Here is a 17,783-nt window from a genome sequence, read left to right on the forward strand (position 1 = left end):
GACGCCGGCGGAAACGACACCCAGCGTTCCCACCGTCGTTCTCTCCCCCAACTTGACCAGAAAAGAAAAAAGCGAGGCCCGGAAAATGCAAACTGACGCACCCGATCTACTCGCCGGATTGGACGAGATAAAACTCGATTACGGCGAATCGCACGAAGAAGCGGCCGTCCGCGTCGCATTGATCGAGATAGCGGAGAAAAACCCGCTGGTCGGATCGCGAATTGCGCTCGCCCGTATGTGCCTGTCCCTCGCGCAGAACGTCGCCGCCGGCAACCGCAAGGGCAGGGCCGTAGCGAACGAGGTTGCGACCCTCGCCAGCCTCATGGAACAGCTCGACCCCACCGTCGAGGACCACGACGACCTCAACCTCTCACCCGAACTACGAAGGATCATCGATGCACTCGCGACCCCGCCCACAGTCGGTGGAACCTCGGCAGTCGACGCCACGGAATCCTGACCGCGCCACCTACGGCGGGCACCTGGCCCTCGTCGCCTCTGCCATGGGCAAACCGCTGATCCCCTGGCAGCGGCAAGCCGGCGACGTCGCGCTCGAAGTCGACTCGGACGGCCGGTTCGTGTACTCCGACGTCGTTATGACCGTTCAACGCCAGTGCGGCAAAACGACGCTCGACCTCGCCGGCAGCATTCAGAACGCGACAATGGGAAAGGGGCGACGGTCCTGGTACACGGCGCAATCGGGCCAGCACGCCACGGACAAGTGGCGAGAAATGGTGGAAGACGATTGGGCGCAATCCCTGCTCGCACCGATCGCCAATAAGCCCCGTCTTTCCAATGGGTCGGAAGCGCTGCGATTCAAGACCGGATCGACCTTCCGACCACACCCGCCGACCGCCGATTCCCTGCACTCGAAGCAAGTCGACCGCGCCTCGATCGACGAGGCCTGGGCGTTCTCGCAGACGGACGGTCAGGCGCTCGTCCAGGCGATCGCCGGCGCCGCCGGCTCCCGGTCCATGGTCACCGGGCAGCGGCCACAGGTATGGATCGAGAGCACCGAGGGCACCGTCGACTCGACCTTCTTCAACGCCGTCCTGGAGCGCGCCCGTGCCGGCGATCCGACCGTGTGCCTGATCGACTACGGCATCGGCCCCGACGTCGACCCGACCGACCTCGACGCCGTCGCCGCCGCACACCCCGGGTACGGCTACCTGTTCGACATGCAGACCCTCGTGGACAACCTCCAGCGCCTCGGCCCCGGCGAGTTCGCCCGCGCCTACGGGAACCGCCGCACCGGCGCGACCGAACGCACGATCCCGCTCGAGGCCTGGAAGCGAGCCGCGTGGACCGACGACACTAAGCCCGAGGGACCGATCGCGTTCGGCGCCGCGATCGGCGTCGACAACGTGGACGCCACGATCGTCGCCGCGGTCCGCGTCGCCGGCGACATCATCGTCACCGTCGTCCCAAACGGCCACGGACCCGGCTCGGACTGGGTCATCCCGCGACTCACCCAGCTGTGCGACGAGTTCGACGCACCGGCCGCGATCGACCGTGTCGGCCCGTCTGCCACGCTGTTCGACGCCGCCGAGCGCGCAAAGCTCAACCTCGTCCCCCTGACCTCGTCCGGCGTCACCGCGGCCGCGTCCAACGTGCTCGCCTGGGTCACCACCGAGCCGAAACCGAAGTTCCGCTACCGCCCGCACGCCGCCCTCGACAGCGCCGCCGAGCTTGCCACCCGCCGGTGGATCGGCGACGGCGCGTGGACCTGGGGCCGGCGTGCCTCGGTCGGATCGATCAGCGCCCTGGAGGCGAGCACCCTCGCCGCGTGGGCCGTCGACCACCTGCCCGAGAAGGTCGGCATGCAGCTGTTCTAAGCCGACCCGAAACGACCGCAAACGACCCGAGCCGACCGCTACCGACCGCCGAGCTTGCCGCATGGCAGGGACCCCCTGGAGGGTTCCTGCCATGTCGTCGTTCTGGTCCCGCACCGCCGCCCTCCTCCGGGCCGGCGCACCTGCCGAAACCACCGGCGCCAACTCGACCGGGACCATGCCGGCCAAGCTCCAGCCCCCGCGCCGCGACATCGCCTACGGCGTCACCCAGGAACGCGCGCTGACCCTCTCGACCGTGTTCCGCGCCGTGCAAATCCACGCCACCGCCGTCGCCCAGCTGCCCCTCGTCGTGGAGCGCGGCGGACAGGTGCTCTCGGACACGCCGCTCCAGATTCAGAAGCCAGCCCTGTCGATGTCCCGGTCGCGGTTCCTCGAAGAAATCACCGTCTGCCTGTACCTCGACGGGAACGCGTTCCTCCGGATCATTCGCCTGAACGGCGAGTGGATCGACACCGAGGTTCTGGACCCGCGCAAGGTCACGCCCACGACCGACCCAAAGACCGGACGGAAGACGTTCGCCTACGACGGCCGGAACGACTGGACGACCTCCGATATCGCCCACCTGAAGTTCCTCAGCATCCCCGGCATGGCCCGCGGGCTCGGCCCGATCACCGCGGCCCGCCTCGAAATCGCCGGCGCGATCGACGCCCGCGACTACGGCTCCGGGTGGTTCTCCGAGGGCAGCATGCCGAACGGCATCCTCCAGACCGACCAGCCGCTCAACCAGGACGAGGCCGAGACCTACAAGAAGGTCTGGAAGGGGCTGGACAAGGACGGCAACCCCCGCGAGGACTTCAACGCCCACGACGTGAAGGTCCTCGGCAAGGGGCTGTCGTACGCGCCGCTGCTGCTGAAGCCGGCCGACGTCCAGTTCCTCGAGTCCCAGCAGTTCTCCACGACCCAGATCGCCCGCCTGATGGGCGTCCCCGGGTCGCTGTTCCTCGCCGCCGTCCAGGGCGGCTCGCAGACCTACGCGAACGTCGAGCAGGACTGGATTGGTTACGTCCGGTTCTCGCTGATGAACGTCCTCCGCGAAATCGAGGAAGCGCTGACCGAGGTCAGCGTCCGCGGCCAGACGGTCCGATTCAACATCGACGTGCTGCTGCGCACCGACACGAAGACCCGATACGAGTCCTACTCGATCGGGCTCACCGCCGGCTGGCTCGACGTGGACGAGGTTCGCGCGCTCGAAGGCCGGCCCCCGCTCACCGACACGCAGCGCGAGCGGATCGCCGCGCGCAAGCCCACCGCACCCGCGAAGACGGAGAACACCGATGCCTGACCAGCTGCACCGCCGAGCCGGCGCCGACGACCAGCTGCACGTGCGCGAGCTGCACGTCCGCGAAGTCGACTCGGACGCCCGGACCTTTACCGGGATCGCGGTCCCGTACGACCAGCAGGTGCCGATCAACGACTGGTTCGGCACGTACAACGAGACGTTCGCCCGCGGGTCCGTGCAGGACTCCGACGACGCGCTCCTGTACTGGCGCCACAGCGACCCGATCGGGCGAATCACGTCGCACCGCGACACGGACGGCGGCTGGGAGGTCACCGCCCGAATCTCCGAGACCCCGCTGGGCGACGAGGCCTACACGCTGCTGCGCGACGGCGTGGTCACGTCCATGTCGGTCGGGTTCCAGTCCGTCAGCTACGAGGTGGACGACGAGTCGGGCGACATCACTCGCACCGCCGTTCGGGTCCGTGAAGTGTCCCTCGTTCCCATGCCCGCCTACGACGGTGCCACCGTCACCGACGTTCGCCACCGCCAGCCCATCAGCAACGACCACACACCCCAAGGAGACCCCGTGGACACCGAAGAGTTCCAGCGCCGCCTGGACGCCGCGCTCACCCAGGAGCGCGCCGAGAACGGCCGCCAGTTCGACGCCCTGACGGCCCGCCTCGGCGAGCACCGCGGCGCGGACGCCCCCGTCGACAACCGCAGCGCCGGTCAGTGGATCAAGGCGTTCGTCCGCGGCGACGAGAGCACCATCCAGGCCTACGAGGACCTGATGGAACGCGCCTACGGCCCGGACGGGCAGGGCGGTGTCCTCGGCGACCAGGGCGGCCTGCGCCCCGCCTGGGTCGGCGACCTCACCCGTCTGATCGAGGACAACTCGATCCTGTCGGGCATCTTCTCGAGCGGCACGCTCCCCGACCAGGGCGAGACCCTGGAGTTCGGCGAGCTCGACACGAACACCACGCAGGTCGCCGAGCAGGTCAACGAGGGCGACGACCTCGTGTACGGCAAGGTGAAGGTCAAGACCCGCACCGCGCCCGTGAAGACGATCGGTGGGTACACGCAGCTGTCCCGCAAGGAGATCGAGCGCTCCAGCGTCAACATGCTCGACCTCAACCTCCGCGGCATGGCGATCGCCGCCGGCCGGAACAAGAACGTGAACCTGCGCGCCGCCGTCGCAACGCTCCGCGCCGCCCGTGTCGACGCCGACCGACCGAACGCCCGGACGGCCGTCACGATCACCGACCAGACGAAGTACACCGGATGGGTGGGCGGCATCATCGACGCCGCTGGCCTCTACGAGGACCAGGGTCTCTCGCTCGACGTCATGCTCGTGGACAAGGCCACGTTCAAGGGCCTGGCGAACATGACCGACACCACCGGCCGGCCGCTCATGACCGTTTCCGGCACCGGCGTGAACGCCGTCGGCACTATCGCCCCCGAGGCGCTCGGTGGCAACCTCGCCGGCGTCATCGTCCGGGTCGACCCGAAGCAGGCCGACGCCACGCCGCAGTTCGTCAACAAGCTGGCCCTGCGTGCGTACAACAGCCCGCTGGTGCAGCTGACCGACTCGAACATCATCAACCTCACCCAGGCATTCTCGGTGTACTACTACGCCGCGATCGCCGCCGAGATCCCGGGCGCGCTGATCCCCGTCGTGACGAAGGACCCGGCCGCTCCGGCCGCCTGAGCATGGCCGACGCCGATCACGTCACCCTCGCCGAGTACGTCGGCGCGGCCGGTGACGCCGCCCTGAAGCTCGTCGCGGACTCCGCGGAAGAGGCCGAGGCGATGGTCGACAAGCGGATCGGGACGACCGCCTACGCGGACGTCCCGCCGCCGGTCCGCCGGCGGGCCATCCTGGAGGTCGGCGCGGACCTGTACTGGCGGAAGGCGTCCCGCAACGGCGTCGTCGGGTTCGAGACCCAGGACGTGCAGCCCATGCGGCTCGCACGGGACCCGATGAGCACGGCGACGTCGATCCTCGCCCCGTGGCTGGTGGGGCTCGCATGAGCCCCACCGCCCCGCGGGTCGAGCGGGCCGAGCAGATCGCAGCCATGATCCGCGCCGCGCTCCCCACCGACCTCGCCGCCGTCGTCGTCACGTTCAACGGCACCGAGGTCCCCCAGGGGGCACCGGACGGCGCCGTGATCGTCCTCCCGCCCCGCCTGACGTTCCCGACCTACCACCAGGTCGAGACCACCTGGGAGGTCTGCGTCACCGCCGGCCCCACCGACAACCACATCGTGTCCTGGTCCCGGGTCGACGCGATCATCGCCGCGATTGCCCCGTCCCTCGACTTCACCGAGGCCGAGCCCACGAGCTTCCAGCCGACCGCCGGCCCCGCCCTGCCCGCCTACGTCCTCACCTACACCGACCCCGAATAGGAGCAACCCCATGGTCGCTACGTCCCACGTGCTCGGCCCCGGCTCGCTGAAGCTCGGCGAGACCGCCAGCCAGCGCGAGACCGCGCAGCAGCTCACGAAGTTCAGCATCGAGCCCTCGACCGACTTCGAAGACGACATCCCCGTCCTGTCCGGCGAGGTCGTCGCCGGCGACGCCAAGACCGACTGGGCGCTGAAGGGCACCGCGAACCAGGACTTCGGCCTCGACTCGTTCGAGCTGTGGTGCTACCAGCACCGCATCCAGGACGTCCCATTCCTGTTCACCCCGTCGACCGCGCACGAGGTGTCCTGGTCGGGCGTCTGCACGATCGTCCCGCTGACCGCCGGCGGCGACGTCAAGAAGAAGAACACGTCCGACTTCGAGTTCCGCGTCATCGGCGAGCCGATCCCGGTCGACGTCGACGGCACCCCGCTCGTCCTCGTCTGATGATCGAGACCGTCGTCCAGGTCGACGGAGCCCGTCGGCTCCGCTCGGCGCTGAAGCAAGCCGGCGACGACCTCTCGGACCTGAAGGACGCACACAAGCGCGCCGCCACCATCGCAGCGCACGCCTCGGCCGCGCTCGCCCCGTACCGCACGGGCCGGCTCCGCGCCACGATCCGTGCGTCCGGCACGAAGACCGCCGGCGTGATCCGCGCCGGCACCTCCCGCGTCCCGTACGTGGCCCCGATCCACTGGGGCTGGTCGCGACGCCACATCAAAGCTCAGCCGTTCCTGTCGGACGGCGCCCGCGACTCCGAGGGTCGCTGGCTGCCGGTCTACGAGAACTACGTCCAAAGCGCCATCGACACCATCCAAGGAGCATGACCCGTGTCCAACGCAACCCTCACCATCACCCAGCACGACGGCCAGACGGTCGACGTCACCCCGAACATCGGCGACACGCTCGCGTTCGAGTCCACCCTCCGGAAGAACAAGGCGTGGGGCGGGCTCACCGACAACGCCATGCGGATGATGTTCTTCCGCGCCTGGAGCGCCGCGAAGCGCGAGGGGAAGACCACCCAGACCTGGGACGAGTTCTCGTCCGGCGAGCACGCCGTGACGGACGTCTCGTTCAAGAAGGCCGACGAGGTCGAGGCCGACCCCGAGGCCGCGGCGGTGGAGGGCCTGGGGGAATCCATCCCCGAGGGTCAGCCCACCGACTTCTAGTCGCGCTGGCCCTCGAAACCGGCATCCCCGCCTCGGTCTGGCGACACGAGGACCCCGACGACATCGCAACCATGGTCGACCTGATCGGCCAACGAAACGAGGCACGAAGTGGCCGGTAAGACCGCGATTCTCGCCGTCCGCATTCTCGGCGACGCGAAGGGCGCACAGAGCGCCGCACGCGACGCCGAGAAGGCGGTCGACGGTATCCAGGAGCACGCCGAGAAGGCAGCCGCCGGCCTCCAGCTGGCCGGCGCCGCCGCCGGCGCTGCCCTGGCCGCCGGGGTCCTCGGTGCCGTCGACAACGCACAGGTCGGGAACAAGCTCGCCGGCCAACTCGGCCTCGACCCGGCCGAGTCCGAACGGCTCGGCCGGATCAACGGCGAACTGTTCGCCGAGGCCTACGGCGACAGTCTCGAGCAGGTCGCCGAGGCCTCCCGTCAGGTGATCGGCAACATCGACGGGATGCGCGACGCCAGCGACTCGATGACGAAGGACGTCACCGCCGGGGTCCTCGACGTCGCGACCACGTTCGACCAAGACCTCGGCGGCGTCACGACCGCCATCGGGCAGCTGATGCGGACCGGCATGGCACCCGACGCCGAGGCCGCGCTCGACATCATCACGTCAGGGCTCCAGGGCAACGCCCGCGCCAGCGAAGACCTGATCGACACGTTCACCGAGTACCCGGCACTGTTCCAACGGCTCGGCCTCGACGGGCAGACCGCAACCGGCCTGATCGACCAGGGGCTCGCCGCCGGCGCACGGAACACCGACCTCGTGGCCGACGCCCTGAAGGAATTCCAGATCCGTGCCACGGACGGCTCCGCTAGCTCGGCCGCCGGATTCGAGGCGCTCGGCCTCAACGCGCAGGAAGCGACCGCGCAGATCGCCGCCGGCGGCGAGGGCGCCGCGCAGGGCCTCGACACCGTGCTCGACCGGCTCCGCAACATGCAGGACCCCGTGGAGCGCAACGCCGCCGCGGTGAACCTGTTCGGCACCCAGGCAGAAGACCTGGGCGCGGCCCTGTTCGCCCTCGACCCGACGACCGCCGTGCAGGGACTCGGCGAGGTCGCCGGCGCCGCGAAGCGCCTGGACGAGACCGTCAGCCAGGATCAGGGCTTCGAGAAGCTGAAGCGCGTCGTCATGACCACGTTCACCGACATCGGCGCGTCGGCGCTGCCCGTGCTCGAACCGGTGCTGCTGCATCTCCAGCAGTGGGCGCCGGTGCTCGGCCCGCTCGCGCTCGTGATCGCCGTCGTCGCCGGCGCGATCACCCTCATCTCCGGCGCCATGAAGGTTTACGCGGCCGTGCAGGCCATCCAGACCGCCGCGCAGTGGGCCTCCAACGCCGCGTGGCTCGCGAACCCGATCACCTGGATCGTCCTCGCGATCATCGTCGTGCTCGGCCTCGTCATCGCCGCCGTCGTCCTCGTCGTGCAGCACTGGGACGAGATTCGCCAGACGGCCGAGGTCGCGTTCACCGCGATCGAAGTCGCCATCTCCCCGGTTGTCGACTGGATCAAGACCGCGTGGGAGTGGTGCGGGAAGCTGATCGGTCTGCTCGGCGACGTCGCAACGTTCAACATCTCCGGCGCGATCGACAAGGCCGGCGACCTGTTCGGCGGCGCCCGCTCCGCGCGCACCGTCGAGCAGGCGAGCGCGCAGACCGTCGGCGTCGCCCGGTTCGCTCGTGTCGCCTCCGTGTCGACGCTGAGTGCCACCGGCGGATGGGACGCAACCGACCTCACCCGCTCGACAACGCCGGCGGCTTCCACGGCCGCACCGACGCACGTCACGATCGAGGTGAACACCGGCGTCGGCGACAAGACCGCGATCGGCCGCGAGGTCGCGAGCGTGCTCCGCGAGTTCTACAGGACCACCGGCCGCACGATGCCGGGGGAGGCGTCGTGACGACGTTCGGCGTGCAGCTGCTCCTGAGCGGCCGCACGATCGCCTCGAAGTGGGACGGGACCCGCATGGTCGCGCTCAACGACCTGTCGATCGTCTGGGGCCGCGAGGACGCCTACGACGCCGCCGAGCCCGGCACCCTGTCGGCGAGCGTGATCGACCCCACCGGCGACTGGATCACCGGGGAGACCCTGGGCGGGCAGAAGATCGCCGTTGTCCGGACGTCCGCGATCCTCGGCGACCTGATCGTGTTCCGAGGCCGCATCAGCAAGGCCAGCGCCACCCGCCGGCGCGTGTTCAACCCGGTCACGAAGACCCGCGATCCCGTCTGGGTCGTGAACATCAGCGCCGGCGACAGGCTCGCCGAGGCGGCGTCCACGATCCTCACCGGTGAGATGGGCGAGAAGTCCGTTGAGGGGCCCGGCGGATGGGGCGAGCAGAACCCCGTGACCCGCATGACGAACCTGTTCGACCGCGGCGCGGGCCGCGTCTTCAGCGCCTACGACACCGTGCCGAGCGAGGCCAACTCGCAGGGCACGATCCTCCGCCGCATGCACGGGCAGTCGGCGTCGGACCAGCGGACGTTGCTCGAGCTGATCGAGCAGGTCTACCGGCTCGTGCCGCTCGGCGTCGTCAACTACGACCCCGACGCGAACGCGGTCCGGATCGGGTCCTACGCGAAAGCATCGAGCATCAACCTCGTCTACACCGGCGGCGTCGTCCGGTTCGACCTGCCCTCCGGCCGCGCCGTCAGCGCCGACCGGGTGGCCGTGCCAGACGGGCTCGCAGTCGAGAGCACCTCGGCCGAGGCGATCGACATCGTGCAGGTCTCCTACACCTGGTACGGCGCAGACCCGAACCTCTCCGCAGGCCAGCAGAAGCGCGTGATCTACACCGGCGGCATCCGCCAGGAGAAGACCGCACGCGGCGCGACGAGCGACAGCAACCGCATCCTGAAGTACGACACCGAAGCGATGTTCCTCGACCCCGACGAGTACGCCGCCGACAGCGTGGTGCCCTACATCAACCGCACCCCCGGCTGGCTCGCCGAGCAGATCGTCGGGATCGTCGACACGATCAACGGGCAACTGCGGCTGCCCACCGTCCGACTGGACGACCGCCGGTTCCCGCTCGACGCCGCGACCAGTGACGTCCTCTACCGGCCGTTCCAGCTGAAGACCGCCCTGTACTTCACCGGGTCCGTGTTCAACACGCTCCCGAACGCCGGCCCCCAGTACCAGCCGATCGGCGGCACCCTCCGCTACGACCGCGGCTGGACGCACGACCTCGTGATGACGCCGGCGCAGCCCCGCACGATCACCGACCCCGACATCGCCGCCGTGTTCGGCACGACCTCGGCCGCGCAACTCGGCCAGTTCGACCCCGACATCCGGCTCGGCGACCTCGCCAACGTCACGACAGGACTCTGACCATGTCCCGCTACACGCCCACCTACGCACTGCCGGCGTTCGCCTCCACCGACCGTGTGCGCGACCTCGCGGACATCGACTACCAGAACGCGCTGAAGCTCGAAGCGATCCTCCAGAACCAGGGCCAGCCGCCCCTGGACTCGGACCTGGCGACCCTCATGGCGCGCACGAACCTCCTGCCGTGGACGTACCCGCCGCTCCAGAACGGCTGGACCAACGACTCCGCCCAGCGGGTCCGGTACACGAAGTTCGGACCGGTCGCCTTCCTCCAGGGGCGCGCCTCCGGGGGCAACGGCACGACGATGTTCACGCTGCCCGCCGGCTACCGGCCCGGCCAGCTGATCCGCCTCGTCGCCCTCAACGGCACCGGCTCGGCCGCGGCCCTGATGTCGTTCCCGATCGACACCGACGGCGTGGTCGCGGTCGGCACCGGCAACGACGCGAACTTCAACTGCATGTGGCTGGCGGAACAGTGATCGTCGCCAGCGACACCTGGGCCGACTTCGCCGGCACCATCTGGGCCGAACCCACCACCCGGTGGATCGTCTACGCCGCTCTCGTTGTCGGCCTCGGCGTCGGAGGCTGGCGAGTCTGGCGCAAGGTCCGCCCGTGGCTCGAGGGCATCAGTCGCGACCTCGCTGTGGTCAAGCACGAGGTCAAGAACGACCACAAGACCAACTTCCGCGAGGAACAGGACGAGCGCCACGAAGCGAACGCCGGCACTCTCACGACGATCCGCGACGACGTGAAGCTCATCCTCCGCACCCTCGGCGAGCACGGCTACCGCATCGGCGAGCTCGAGCACGAAGTCGAGAACACCCGAGACAGGAGACCCGAACAGTGACCCTCACCCGCCGCACCCGCGCCGACGCCTCGGCGTACGCGCTCAGCCTCGCCGGCAGCAGCCGCGACCGGCTGCCCGTCCCGTGGACCAACTCCGCTGCCATGGACGACTGCGCGGCGTTCTGCTCGCACGTCCTCTGGGGCGGCAAGCCCGGACCGATCCTCTGGGTCGACAACTTCAAGACCGCCGGCGACGGCACGTACGCCGCCGGCACCGACGACCTCGCACCGTGGGACGTCCTGATCTTCGATTGGGAGGGCAACGGCGTCGGCAACCACGTCGAGTTCATGGTCGGCGACCTCGGCAACGGCTACGTCACCACCTACGGCGCCAACGGCTCCGACAGCCGCGAGGCCCGCTACCGCACCCGCCCCGTGAGCTACATCCAGGGCCGGTTCCGCCCCCGGTGGGACACGACCCCAACCCCGATCGCTCCCAAGCCCGCCAGCACCCGCACAGCCCCTAGGAGGCACCGCATGTACAGCATCATCCCCGTCACGAAGAACCCGAATGTGGAGGCCAACGTCGCCTACGTGTGCGGCGCGAGCGGCAAGCGCGCCCCGATCAAGAGCAGCGACGACGGCGCGCTGCTCGTCCGCTACCGCGACAACGACGGCTCCGACGCCATGCTCGCCGCGGAACTCGACATCGTCGCTGGCTACCTGAAGCGGATCAACTGATGGGCGAGCACGAGCAGACCGCCACCGGCATCTGGCCGACGATCGGGCAGAAGCTCGCCGAGGCGCGCAAGGCGATCGCCGCGGCCGTCACCGCCGGCGTCGGCGGCGCGTTCACCGCAGCTGTCGCCGCCGTGCAGGAGAAGTCCGCCGGCGGGACGACGATCACCGGCGACGAGTGGCACGGCATCGCCCTCGCCGGATTCGGCGTGGCCCTCACCGCCGGCTACGCCGCCTGGCAGGCCGCGAACCGCCCCAACCCCGACGAGCAGACCACCGCCGGCTACCCAGACGGGCTCAAGTCCGAGCCCGACGACGCACTCGGATAGGACACCCCATGCAGTACGGAACCGTCACCGGACGGCTGCTCGCCGCCGTCGCAGACAGCGTGGTCGACGCCGACTTCAACCCCGACGAAGTGCCCCTGTCGGGCCGAGTCGTCTTCACCCCATCGGCGACCGCGCTGAAGGTGGTCGCCGCCGGCGCGACGATCCTGCCGGTCCCGATCAAGTGCGACCTGGACAGCGAGGGCTACCTGACCCTCAACGGCAAGCGCGGTGTAAACCTGATCGCCACCGACACCACCGAGACCAACCCGACCGGCTTCACCTACAGGGTCTCGTTCGAAAGCCTCACCTACGCCGGCACCCCCGTGTCCTACGGCTCGTTCTCGATCGCCGTCCCCGCCGGCCAGACCATCGACCTCGCCGTCGTCGCTCCGGTGGCCACCGCGAACGGCGCCGCGATCATCCGCGGCGAGCCCGGCGCCGTCACCGACGTCACGATCGGCGAGGTCCAGACAGTCGACGCCACCGCGGACGCGGACGCCTTCCTCACCGGTGACGAGACCGTCAAGCAGCTGAACCTGGTCCTGCCCCGCGGCCCCAAGGGGGACCAGGGCGCGGACGGCAGCACGGCGCTGCCCGCGGTCCCGACGTCGCCGGGCAGCCGGGCGCAGCTGATCACCTACGGTCACTCGTTCCTCGCCGAGCAGGGCCTGACAGACGAGTCGCAGTATTGGGCGCGACGCCTCGCGAAGTCCCTCGGCCTCACCTACCCCACGAGCGACGGCGGCCCCGCGAACGACCTGAAGCGCGCGTCCGGGGGAACGACAATCGGTGATTCGCTCGGCCGCGTCGCCGGCGGCATCGGCACCGCGCCCTGGGTGCCAGGGACCAAGGCGCTGGTCGTGCTCCAGGCACTGATCAACTCGGCCCGCCAGAACGGCGCGACCGCCATTGACATCACGAGCGCCATCAACAGCGCCCGCGGCATCATGGCCCTGGTGAACGCGTCCGAAATCGTGCAGGACACCGATGCCCGGATCGTGAAGTCGGCGACGACCTGGCAGGTCGGAACCGGATTCTTCGCCGGCGGCACCGCGCAGTACAGCAGCACGGTCGGGTCGTACTTCGAGTACGTGGTGCCTGCCGACAGGGACGTGTTCATAGCGACGGTCTGCCGCGGGGCTGGCACCGCCGGCGCCGTGGTGAACATCACGGACCAGACCGCCGGCACGACGCTCGTCACCGGGCTCGACCTCTCGGCGAGCAGCATCGCTAACGCGTCGATCTACGTCTGGCGCACGCCGGCGTCGGCTCGAGGACACACGGTGCGGTTCACGAAGACCGGTGGAACCTCGCTCTACATCGATGCGGTGCTGCCCGTGAGCCCGAACCCACCGCCCGTGCTCTGGATGAAGGAACCGTACCTAGCGAACTACGCCGCCTCGACGCAGTTCCCCAATGGCTCGGACGCTGCGCTCGACGCGTTCAACGCGATCGTGGACCAGATGTCTGCCGAGTTCCCGAACCTGATCGTGGCGGACCCGAACCAGGCCGGCTACTGGGACAAGGCGAATGATGTCCTGTCCGACCAGGTGCACCCGAACGAGCAGGGGCACTACCACCTCGCACGCGCCGCACACGACGCGGTACGGGCATGGCAGGCGCGGAAGGCGCTCGCGCTGATCTGACCAGGGCTACTTCGAGCGCCAGAAGAACCCGGGGAACAGGCGCACCGACACTCGGCCGCGGGTGCTGACGGACACCCGGCCGACCCGCTTCGACGCGGAGACGCCCGTGTTCGACAGGTTGATGCGGAAGCCCTTGCCGGCGCGGACGGACTTGCGGAAGCTGAACCCCATGGGGTCAGTCTCCGCCGGGGGTGGCGATCGTCGCCACCCCCACGACCGGGGGCCGGAGTGTGTTCGGGTCACGCTCCGGCCCCCGCCTCACGACGCGATCGCCTCGATCGTGCGTCGTCGGTCGGTGTCGTCGGTCGCGACGTATATCCGCGTCGTCGCCGGCGAGGCGTGCCCCAGGAGGTCTTGCACGACGGCCAGGTCCCGGTTCACCCGGTGCGCCCGGGAGGCGAACCGGTGTCGCAGTGAGTGGATCGTCCAGTCGCCGTCCAACAGTCTGTTGACAAGCTTCCCGACCCACCGCGGGGACAGGTGGCCGGCCTCGTCGCCGGGGAACAGGTACCCGTAGGGCTGATCCCGCAGGACGGCCGCGAAACCGCGTGTGAGGGGCACCACGCGCCGTTTGCCGCCCTTGCCGTGCACGACGATCGACCAGCCCAGCATGTCCTCGAACACGTCGTCCGAGTGCGCCACGGCGATCTCCGCGCGGCGCATGCCGGCGTCGGCCGCGAGCCGCATCATCAGCCGCTCGCGCTCGTCAGCGCGCCGTAGGGCGGTCTGGTAGACCGTGTCGGGCGTCGGGTGGGGGAGCGGCGGTGCCGGCTTCACCCTCGGCAGCGCCAGGGCCGCGTTCGTCGTCGTGTGGCCGGCCTCGACGCCGTAGAGCCAGAACGCCCGGAACGTCGTGCGTCGGCCGCGCCGTGTCTCGCGTGCCCAGGTCTGCGCGCCCGCCCACGCGACCAGCTGCGCGCCGCTCGTCGTCCACGGGTCCTCGGTGCCGATGCGCCTGGCCATGTGCTCGAGGTGCTGCCGGCGGGTGTAGATCGTCGTCTCAGGGAGGCCCGCAGCGCGCTGCGAGCCGAGGAACCCCGCTATCGCGGTTCCCCATGCTGTCGGAATGTTCACGCTGGAACTATCCACGGGCCGCGCTCGGTGAATCGGGGGTTGACCGCGACGGCGAGGGTGCGCTAGCGGGCGCGCCCGGTGCACCACGTCAGGCGGCCTGATCGACTACAGACCAGAAGGTTGGGGGTTCGAGTCCCTTCGAGCGCACAGTGAGACGCAGCTGGTGCAGCTGCACAGAAGAAGGGCCTCGGCGGAATCGCCGGGGCCCTTCTTCGCTCTCCTCCCGTCCGCTGGTCCCGCCCCCGGGGACTCGCGGACGACCGCGTCACCTCGTCGTGGGGTGGGGGTACTCGCCGGACCGACCCTGGAAGGCGAGGACCGCCGGGTTGCGGACCCGGCCGTCCTCGATCTCGATCGCCCGACGGATCGTCTCCGACGCGGTCCACGAGGCCGGGCCGGACATCACCGTCCGGAGGAACGGCAGCAACGCCTCGCTGATCTCCCACGTCGAGGAGTTCCAGAGCAGTGACGGGCTGTGGTCGACGGCGTAGTAGTTGGTCGAGCCGCCGACCGTGATCATCGGCTCGGCGAACGACGTGGGCCGGGCCCAGCTGAAGCCCATCCCCTCGTCGACCGACACGTCGACGATGAGACTGCCCGGGCGGAACGCGTCGAGGTCCTCGGTACGGAGGTAGGTGAGGGGTGCGTTCGGATCCTGGAGCGTGCAGTTGACGACGATGTCGTTCTCGGCCAGGTAGGGCGCCAGCGGGACCGGGCCGTCCCCGGTCTTGACCGCGCTGTCGAACGGTGCCTGGTCGTCGTGGCTGAACTGCAGGATGTCGACCGACGGGATCGGGGAACCGACGGCGGCGATGTCCCGGTTGGTCAGGACGCGGACGTCGTGGACCCCGTGCGCGTTCAGCGCCGTGACCGCTCCGCGAGCCGTGGCGCCGAAGCCGATGACGACGGCGGTGAGTCGCCGTCCGTAGTCACCGGTGGAGCCGCAGAGCTGCAGGGCGTGGAGCACCGAGCAGTACCCGGCCAGCTCGTTGTTCTTGTGGAACACGTGCAGGCTGAAACCACCGTCGTCCCGCCAGTGGTTCATCGACTCCCACGCGATCAGGGTCAGGCGTTTGTCGATGGCGAGCTGCGTCAGGGCCCGGTCCTGGACGCAGTGCGGCCAGCCCCAGAGCACCTGGCCCTCGCGAAGGTCCTCGAGATCGTCGGCCTGTGGCTTCGGCAGGAGGACGACGTCGGACGCCGCGATGATCTCGTCACGGTCGGCCATCGCCCCGACGAGGGGTTCGAGGTGGTCGTCGGGGACGCCGAAGCGCTGGCCGTACCCGCGCTCCAGGACCATGTTCGCGCGCAGATCGGGGTCGATCCGTTCGAAGTGGGCGGGGTGGATCGGCAGGCGGCGCTCGTCGGCCTTCCGGGAGACGGCCAGGACCCCGAGACGGAGCAACTGTGGCACTGGCGCTGTTTCGGTCATGGTGCACTGTACGACGCGTGCGGCCCGGTGCCGCCCGGACCGCCGCGTCCTGGTGCTCAGATCCGCGTCAGGAACGGATCGATCGCGGCCCACGTCGCGTCGGGTGCTTCGAGGTGCGGGAGGTGTCCAGCATCGGGGACGACGGCGAACTGCGCCCCCGGGACGGCGTCCGCCACTGCCCGTCCGTAGGCGGGGGTGACGACACGGTCGCTGGCGCCCCAGACGACGAGGGTCGGGACGGCCACGGCGCCGAGGCGAGCCGACAGCCCCGGGTCGCTCATGCTCCTGCCGGCGACGGTGGCCATCGTCTTCCCGTTCGCCTGCTGGACCGCGCGCTGCTGGTCGGTGAACCCGGCCGGGTCCCGGTAGCCGCGCTCGGGGTCGTGCCATGCCACCTCCGCGAGCTCGCGGGCGTCGAGGGCGAAGAAGTCCGCGATCGGCTCACCGTCGACGACGACGCCGACGCAGTCGATCACGACGAGCCCACCGAGGACGCCGGCGTACCGTTCGTCGGCCGCGGCCTGCACCGCCATCTCGAGGGCGATCCAGCCACCGATCGACGAACCGATCACGACGACGCCGTGCTCGCCGTGGTCGACGAGGAGCGCGAGGTAGGCGTGGGCGAGGTCGGCGACGGAGGCGATCGACTCGGGTCGGGTCGTGCCGTCCCAGCCGGGGTGCGTGGGGGCGAGGGCGTGCATGGTGGCGGCGAGGTGCCCGACGATCGGCGCGACGGTCTGCTGACCGCCGCCGCCGTGGAGGACCAGTGCGGTGCGTGTTGCGGGGTCTCCGGCTGCGACGACGGGGAGGTCTTCGGGGAGGGTGCTGGTCATGGCGCTCCTGAGTAAGCATGTTGATGTAAGGATGTTGATACCGTAACACCATGACGACGGATCTCGAGGCCCTCGGAAAAGCGGTCAAGCGCGCCCAGTACCGGAACCACCGCACGATGGACGCCGCGCTGCGAGAACGCGGTGTCGGTGTCACGCTCGTGCAGTGGGACGCGCTGCGTGCCGTCGACCGGATGCCGGGAGCCTCCGCGCACGACCTCGCCCTTGCGACCTTCCAGAGTGACCAGGCGTTCGGGACCCTCGCGAACCGCCTCGTCGAGCGCGGGCTCATCGAACGCTCGGCTGGACGCGGTCGCCGCCTGGAGCACGTGCTCACCGACGCAGGGCGCGCTGCGCTCGACGACGGTCACGACGTGGCGTCGGACGTCCTCGACGCGCTGTTCGCGCCGCTGGACGACGACCAGTGCGCCGAACTCATGCGTCTGCTGAGCGTGCTCGTCGAGCGGGAGTGACGGTCGACCGCCCTTGACCGGGCTCGACCGCGCCACGCAACCGGCTCCGTTCCCAGCCGAAGCGCCTACCGTCGACGACAGGTGACCCGAGACCCCGGCCGCCGGATCGATTCCATCGTCCGATGTCAGCCGGAAGCTCCCATGCATCCTCGTCCTCACCTGCTCGTACGGCCCGCGCCGCGTTGCCCTGCCGGTTCCCTCTCGTGGTGACCACCACAGGGTGGTCCTCAGGGCGTTCCGTCGCGGAGACGGTCCGCTGGACGGTGGTCGACCCGCATCGCTGGGAAGCGCGCGTCGGTGGTGTCGTCGTCGGCAACGTCGCGTCGTCGCTCGGGTACGCGGTCGAGTACGCGGTCGTGACCACCCTCGGTGAGATCACCGGGAGTCACACCAGCCTCGAGAACGCGAAGGCACAGCTCGAGGGATGGGCTCGCTGGCGGGTCCGACTCCCTTGGCCGTCGTGACCTGAGCTGTCCGCGCTCAGCAGGGCGCGCGGTCG

General features: G+C 69.7%; 22 protein-coding genes. 18 read left to right on the forward strand and 4 right to left on the reverse strand.

Annotated features, from left to right (window positions below; translation table 11 throughout):
- The first annotated feature begins 52 nt into the window (after positions 1-52).
- The 16 genes from ITJ56_RS01605 to ITJ56_RS01680 all read left to right on the forward strand — a co-directional run bounded on the left by ITJ56_RS01605 (position 53) and on the right by ITJ56_RS01680 (position 13,475).
- On the forward strand, positions 53-457 hold the full coding sequence (locus ITJ56_RS01605; protein WP_228516908.1) for a hypothetical protein: 405 nt from the start codon (positions 53-55) through the stop codon (positions 455-457).
- On the forward strand, positions 396-1,832 hold the full coding sequence (locus ITJ56_RS01610; protein ID WP_194626862.1) for a hypothetical protein: 1,437 nt from the start codon (positions 396-398) through the stop codon (positions 1,830-1,832). Before ITJ56_RS01605 ends, ITJ56_RS01610 begins: the two co-directional genes overlap by 62 nt.
- Before the next feature lie 91 nt (positions 1,833-1,923).
- Positions 1,924-3,132, forward strand: a complete 1,209-nt coding sequence (locus ITJ56_RS01615) for a phage portal protein (protein ID WP_194626864.1) — start codon at positions 1,924-1,926, stop codon at positions 3,130-3,132.
- Positions 3,125-4,777, forward strand: a complete 1,653-nt coding sequence (locus ITJ56_RS01620; protein ID WP_194626866.1) for an HK97 family phage prohead protease — start codon at positions 3,125-3,127, stop codon at positions 4,775-4,777. The genes ITJ56_RS01615 and ITJ56_RS01620 overlap by 8 nt, the downstream gene beginning before the upstream one ends.
- Before the next feature lie 2 nt (positions 4,778-4,779).
- The gene (locus tag ITJ56_RS01625; RefSeq protein ID WP_194626868.1) at positions 4,780-5,100 is read left to right on the forward strand and encodes a hypothetical protein; all 321 of its coding nucleotides are present in this window, start codon (positions 4,780-4,782) and stop codon (positions 5,098-5,100) included.
- A complete protein-coding gene (locus ITJ56_RS01630; protein ID WP_194626871.1) occupies positions 5,097-5,474 on the forward strand; it encodes a hypothetical protein in 378 nt (125 codons plus the stop codon). The genes ITJ56_RS01625 and ITJ56_RS01630 overlap by 4 nt, the downstream gene beginning before the upstream one ends.
- Positions 5,475-5,484: 10 nt before the next feature.
- On the forward strand, positions 5,485-5,919 hold the full coding sequence (locus ITJ56_RS01635; protein WP_194626873.1) for a hypothetical protein: 435 nt from the start codon (positions 5,485-5,487) through the stop codon (positions 5,917-5,919).
- On the forward strand, positions 5,919-6,299 hold the full coding sequence (locus ITJ56_RS01640; RefSeq protein ID WP_194626874.1) for a hypothetical protein: 381 nt from the start codon (positions 5,919-5,921) through the stop codon (positions 6,297-6,299). Before ITJ56_RS01635 ends, ITJ56_RS01640 begins: the two co-directional genes overlap by 1 nt.
- A gap of 3 nt (positions 6,300-6,302) precedes the next feature.
- Positions 6,303-6,641, forward strand: coding sequence for a hypothetical protein (locus ITJ56_RS01645; protein WP_194626876.1), 339 nt, complete (start codon positions 6,303-6,305; stop codon positions 6,639-6,641).
- A gap of 108 nt (positions 6,642-6,749) precedes the next feature.
- Complete coding sequence (locus ITJ56_RS01650) at positions 6,750-8,552, forward strand: phage tail tape measure protein (RefSeq protein ID WP_194626878.1); 1,803 nt, start codon at positions 6,750-6,752, stop codon at positions 8,550-8,552.
- Entirely contained in the window at positions 8,549-9,979 is a 1,431-nt protein-coding gene (locus ITJ56_RS01655; protein WP_194626880.1) for a hypothetical protein, read from the forward strand. Before ITJ56_RS01650 ends, ITJ56_RS01655 begins: the two co-directional genes overlap by 4 nt.
- Before the next feature lie 2 nt (positions 9,980-9,981).
- Positions 9,982-10,455: a hypothetical protein gene (locus ITJ56_RS01660; protein ID WP_194626882.1), complete on the forward strand. Its 474-nt coding sequence runs from the start codon at positions 9,982-9,984 to the stop codon at positions 10,453-10,455.
- Positions 10,452-10,823 carry a hypothetical protein gene (locus ITJ56_RS01665; protein WP_194626884.1) on the forward strand — a complete coding sequence of 124 codons (372 nt, stop codon included), beginning with the start codon at positions 10,452-10,454 and terminating at the stop codon, positions 10,821-10,823. The genes ITJ56_RS01660 and ITJ56_RS01665 overlap by 4 nt, the downstream gene beginning before the upstream one ends.
- Positions 10,820-11,503 (forward strand): hypothetical protein, encoded by a 684-nt coding sequence (locus ITJ56_RS01670; RefSeq protein WP_194626886.1) that lies wholly within the window; start codon positions 10,820-10,822, stop codon positions 11,501-11,503. The genes ITJ56_RS01665 and ITJ56_RS01670 overlap by 4 nt, the downstream gene beginning before the upstream one ends.
- Positions 11,503-11,829, forward strand: coding sequence for a hypothetical protein (locus tag ITJ56_RS01675; protein WP_194626888.1), 327 nt, complete (start codon positions 11,503-11,505; stop codon positions 11,827-11,829). Before ITJ56_RS01670 ends, ITJ56_RS01675 begins: the two co-directional genes overlap by 1 nt.
- Before the next feature lie 8 nt (positions 11,830-11,837).
- The gene (locus ITJ56_RS01680) at positions 11,838-13,475 is read left to right on the forward strand and encodes a hypothetical protein (protein ID WP_194626890.1); all 1,638 of its coding nucleotides are present in this window, start codon (positions 11,838-11,840) and stop codon (positions 13,473-13,475) included.
- Positions 13,476-13,481: 6 nt separating this feature from the next.
- Here the strand turns inward: ITJ56_RS01680 and ITJ56_RS01685 are convergent, their stop codons facing one another.
- The 4 genes from ITJ56_RS01685 to ITJ56_RS01700 all read right to left on the reverse strand — a co-directional run bounded on the left by ITJ56_RS01685 (position 13,482) and on the right by ITJ56_RS01700 (position 16,814).
- Positions 13,482-13,646 carry a DUF4236 domain-containing protein gene (locus ITJ56_RS01685; protein ID WP_194626892.1) on the reverse strand — a complete coding sequence of 55 codons (165 nt, stop codon included), beginning with the start codon at positions 13,644-13,646 and terminating at the stop codon, positions 13,482-13,484.
- 87 nt (positions 13,647-13,733) lie between these two features.
- Positions 13,734-14,549: a tyrosine-type recombinase/integrase gene (locus tag ITJ56_RS01690; protein WP_323749688.1), complete on the reverse strand. Its 816-nt coding sequence runs from the start codon at positions 14,547-14,549 to the stop codon at positions 13,734-13,736.
- A gap of 265 nt (positions 14,550-14,814) precedes the next feature.
- Entirely contained in the window at positions 14,815-15,981 is a 1,167-nt protein-coding gene (locus ITJ56_RS01695; RefSeq protein ID WP_194626894.1) for a N(5)-(carboxyethyl)ornithine synthase, read from the reverse strand.
- Positions 15,982-16,037: 56 nt separating this feature from the next.
- Positions 16,038-16,814, reverse strand: coding sequence for an alpha/beta fold hydrolase (locus ITJ56_RS01700; protein ID WP_194626896.1), 777 nt, complete (start codon positions 16,812-16,814; stop codon positions 16,038-16,040).
- Positions 16,815-16,864: 50 nt separating this feature from the next.
- On the opposite strand from ITJ56_RS01700, the gene ITJ56_RS01705 reads away from it, so the two are divergent.
- Together ITJ56_RS01705 and ITJ56_RS01710 are read left to right on the forward strand one after the other, a co-directional pair.
- Positions 16,865-17,284: a MarR family winged helix-turn-helix transcriptional regulator gene (locus ITJ56_RS01705; RefSeq protein ID WP_194626898.1), complete on the forward strand. Its 420-nt coding sequence runs from the start codon at positions 16,865-16,867 to the stop codon at positions 17,282-17,284.
- A gap of 206 nt (positions 17,285-17,490) precedes the next feature.
- Positions 17,491-17,748, forward strand: a complete 258-nt coding sequence (locus tag ITJ56_RS01710) for a hypothetical protein (protein ID WP_194626900.1) — start codon at positions 17,491-17,493, stop codon at positions 17,746-17,748.
- The last annotated feature ends 35 nt before the right edge of the window (positions 17,749-17,783 follow it).

It is taken from the genome of Curtobacterium sp. VKM Ac-1376 (genome assembly GCF_015351025.1).
In the GTDB taxonomy this organism is placed as follows: domain Bacteria; phylum Actinomycetota; class Actinomycetes; order Actinomycetales; family Microbacteriaceae; genus Curtobacterium.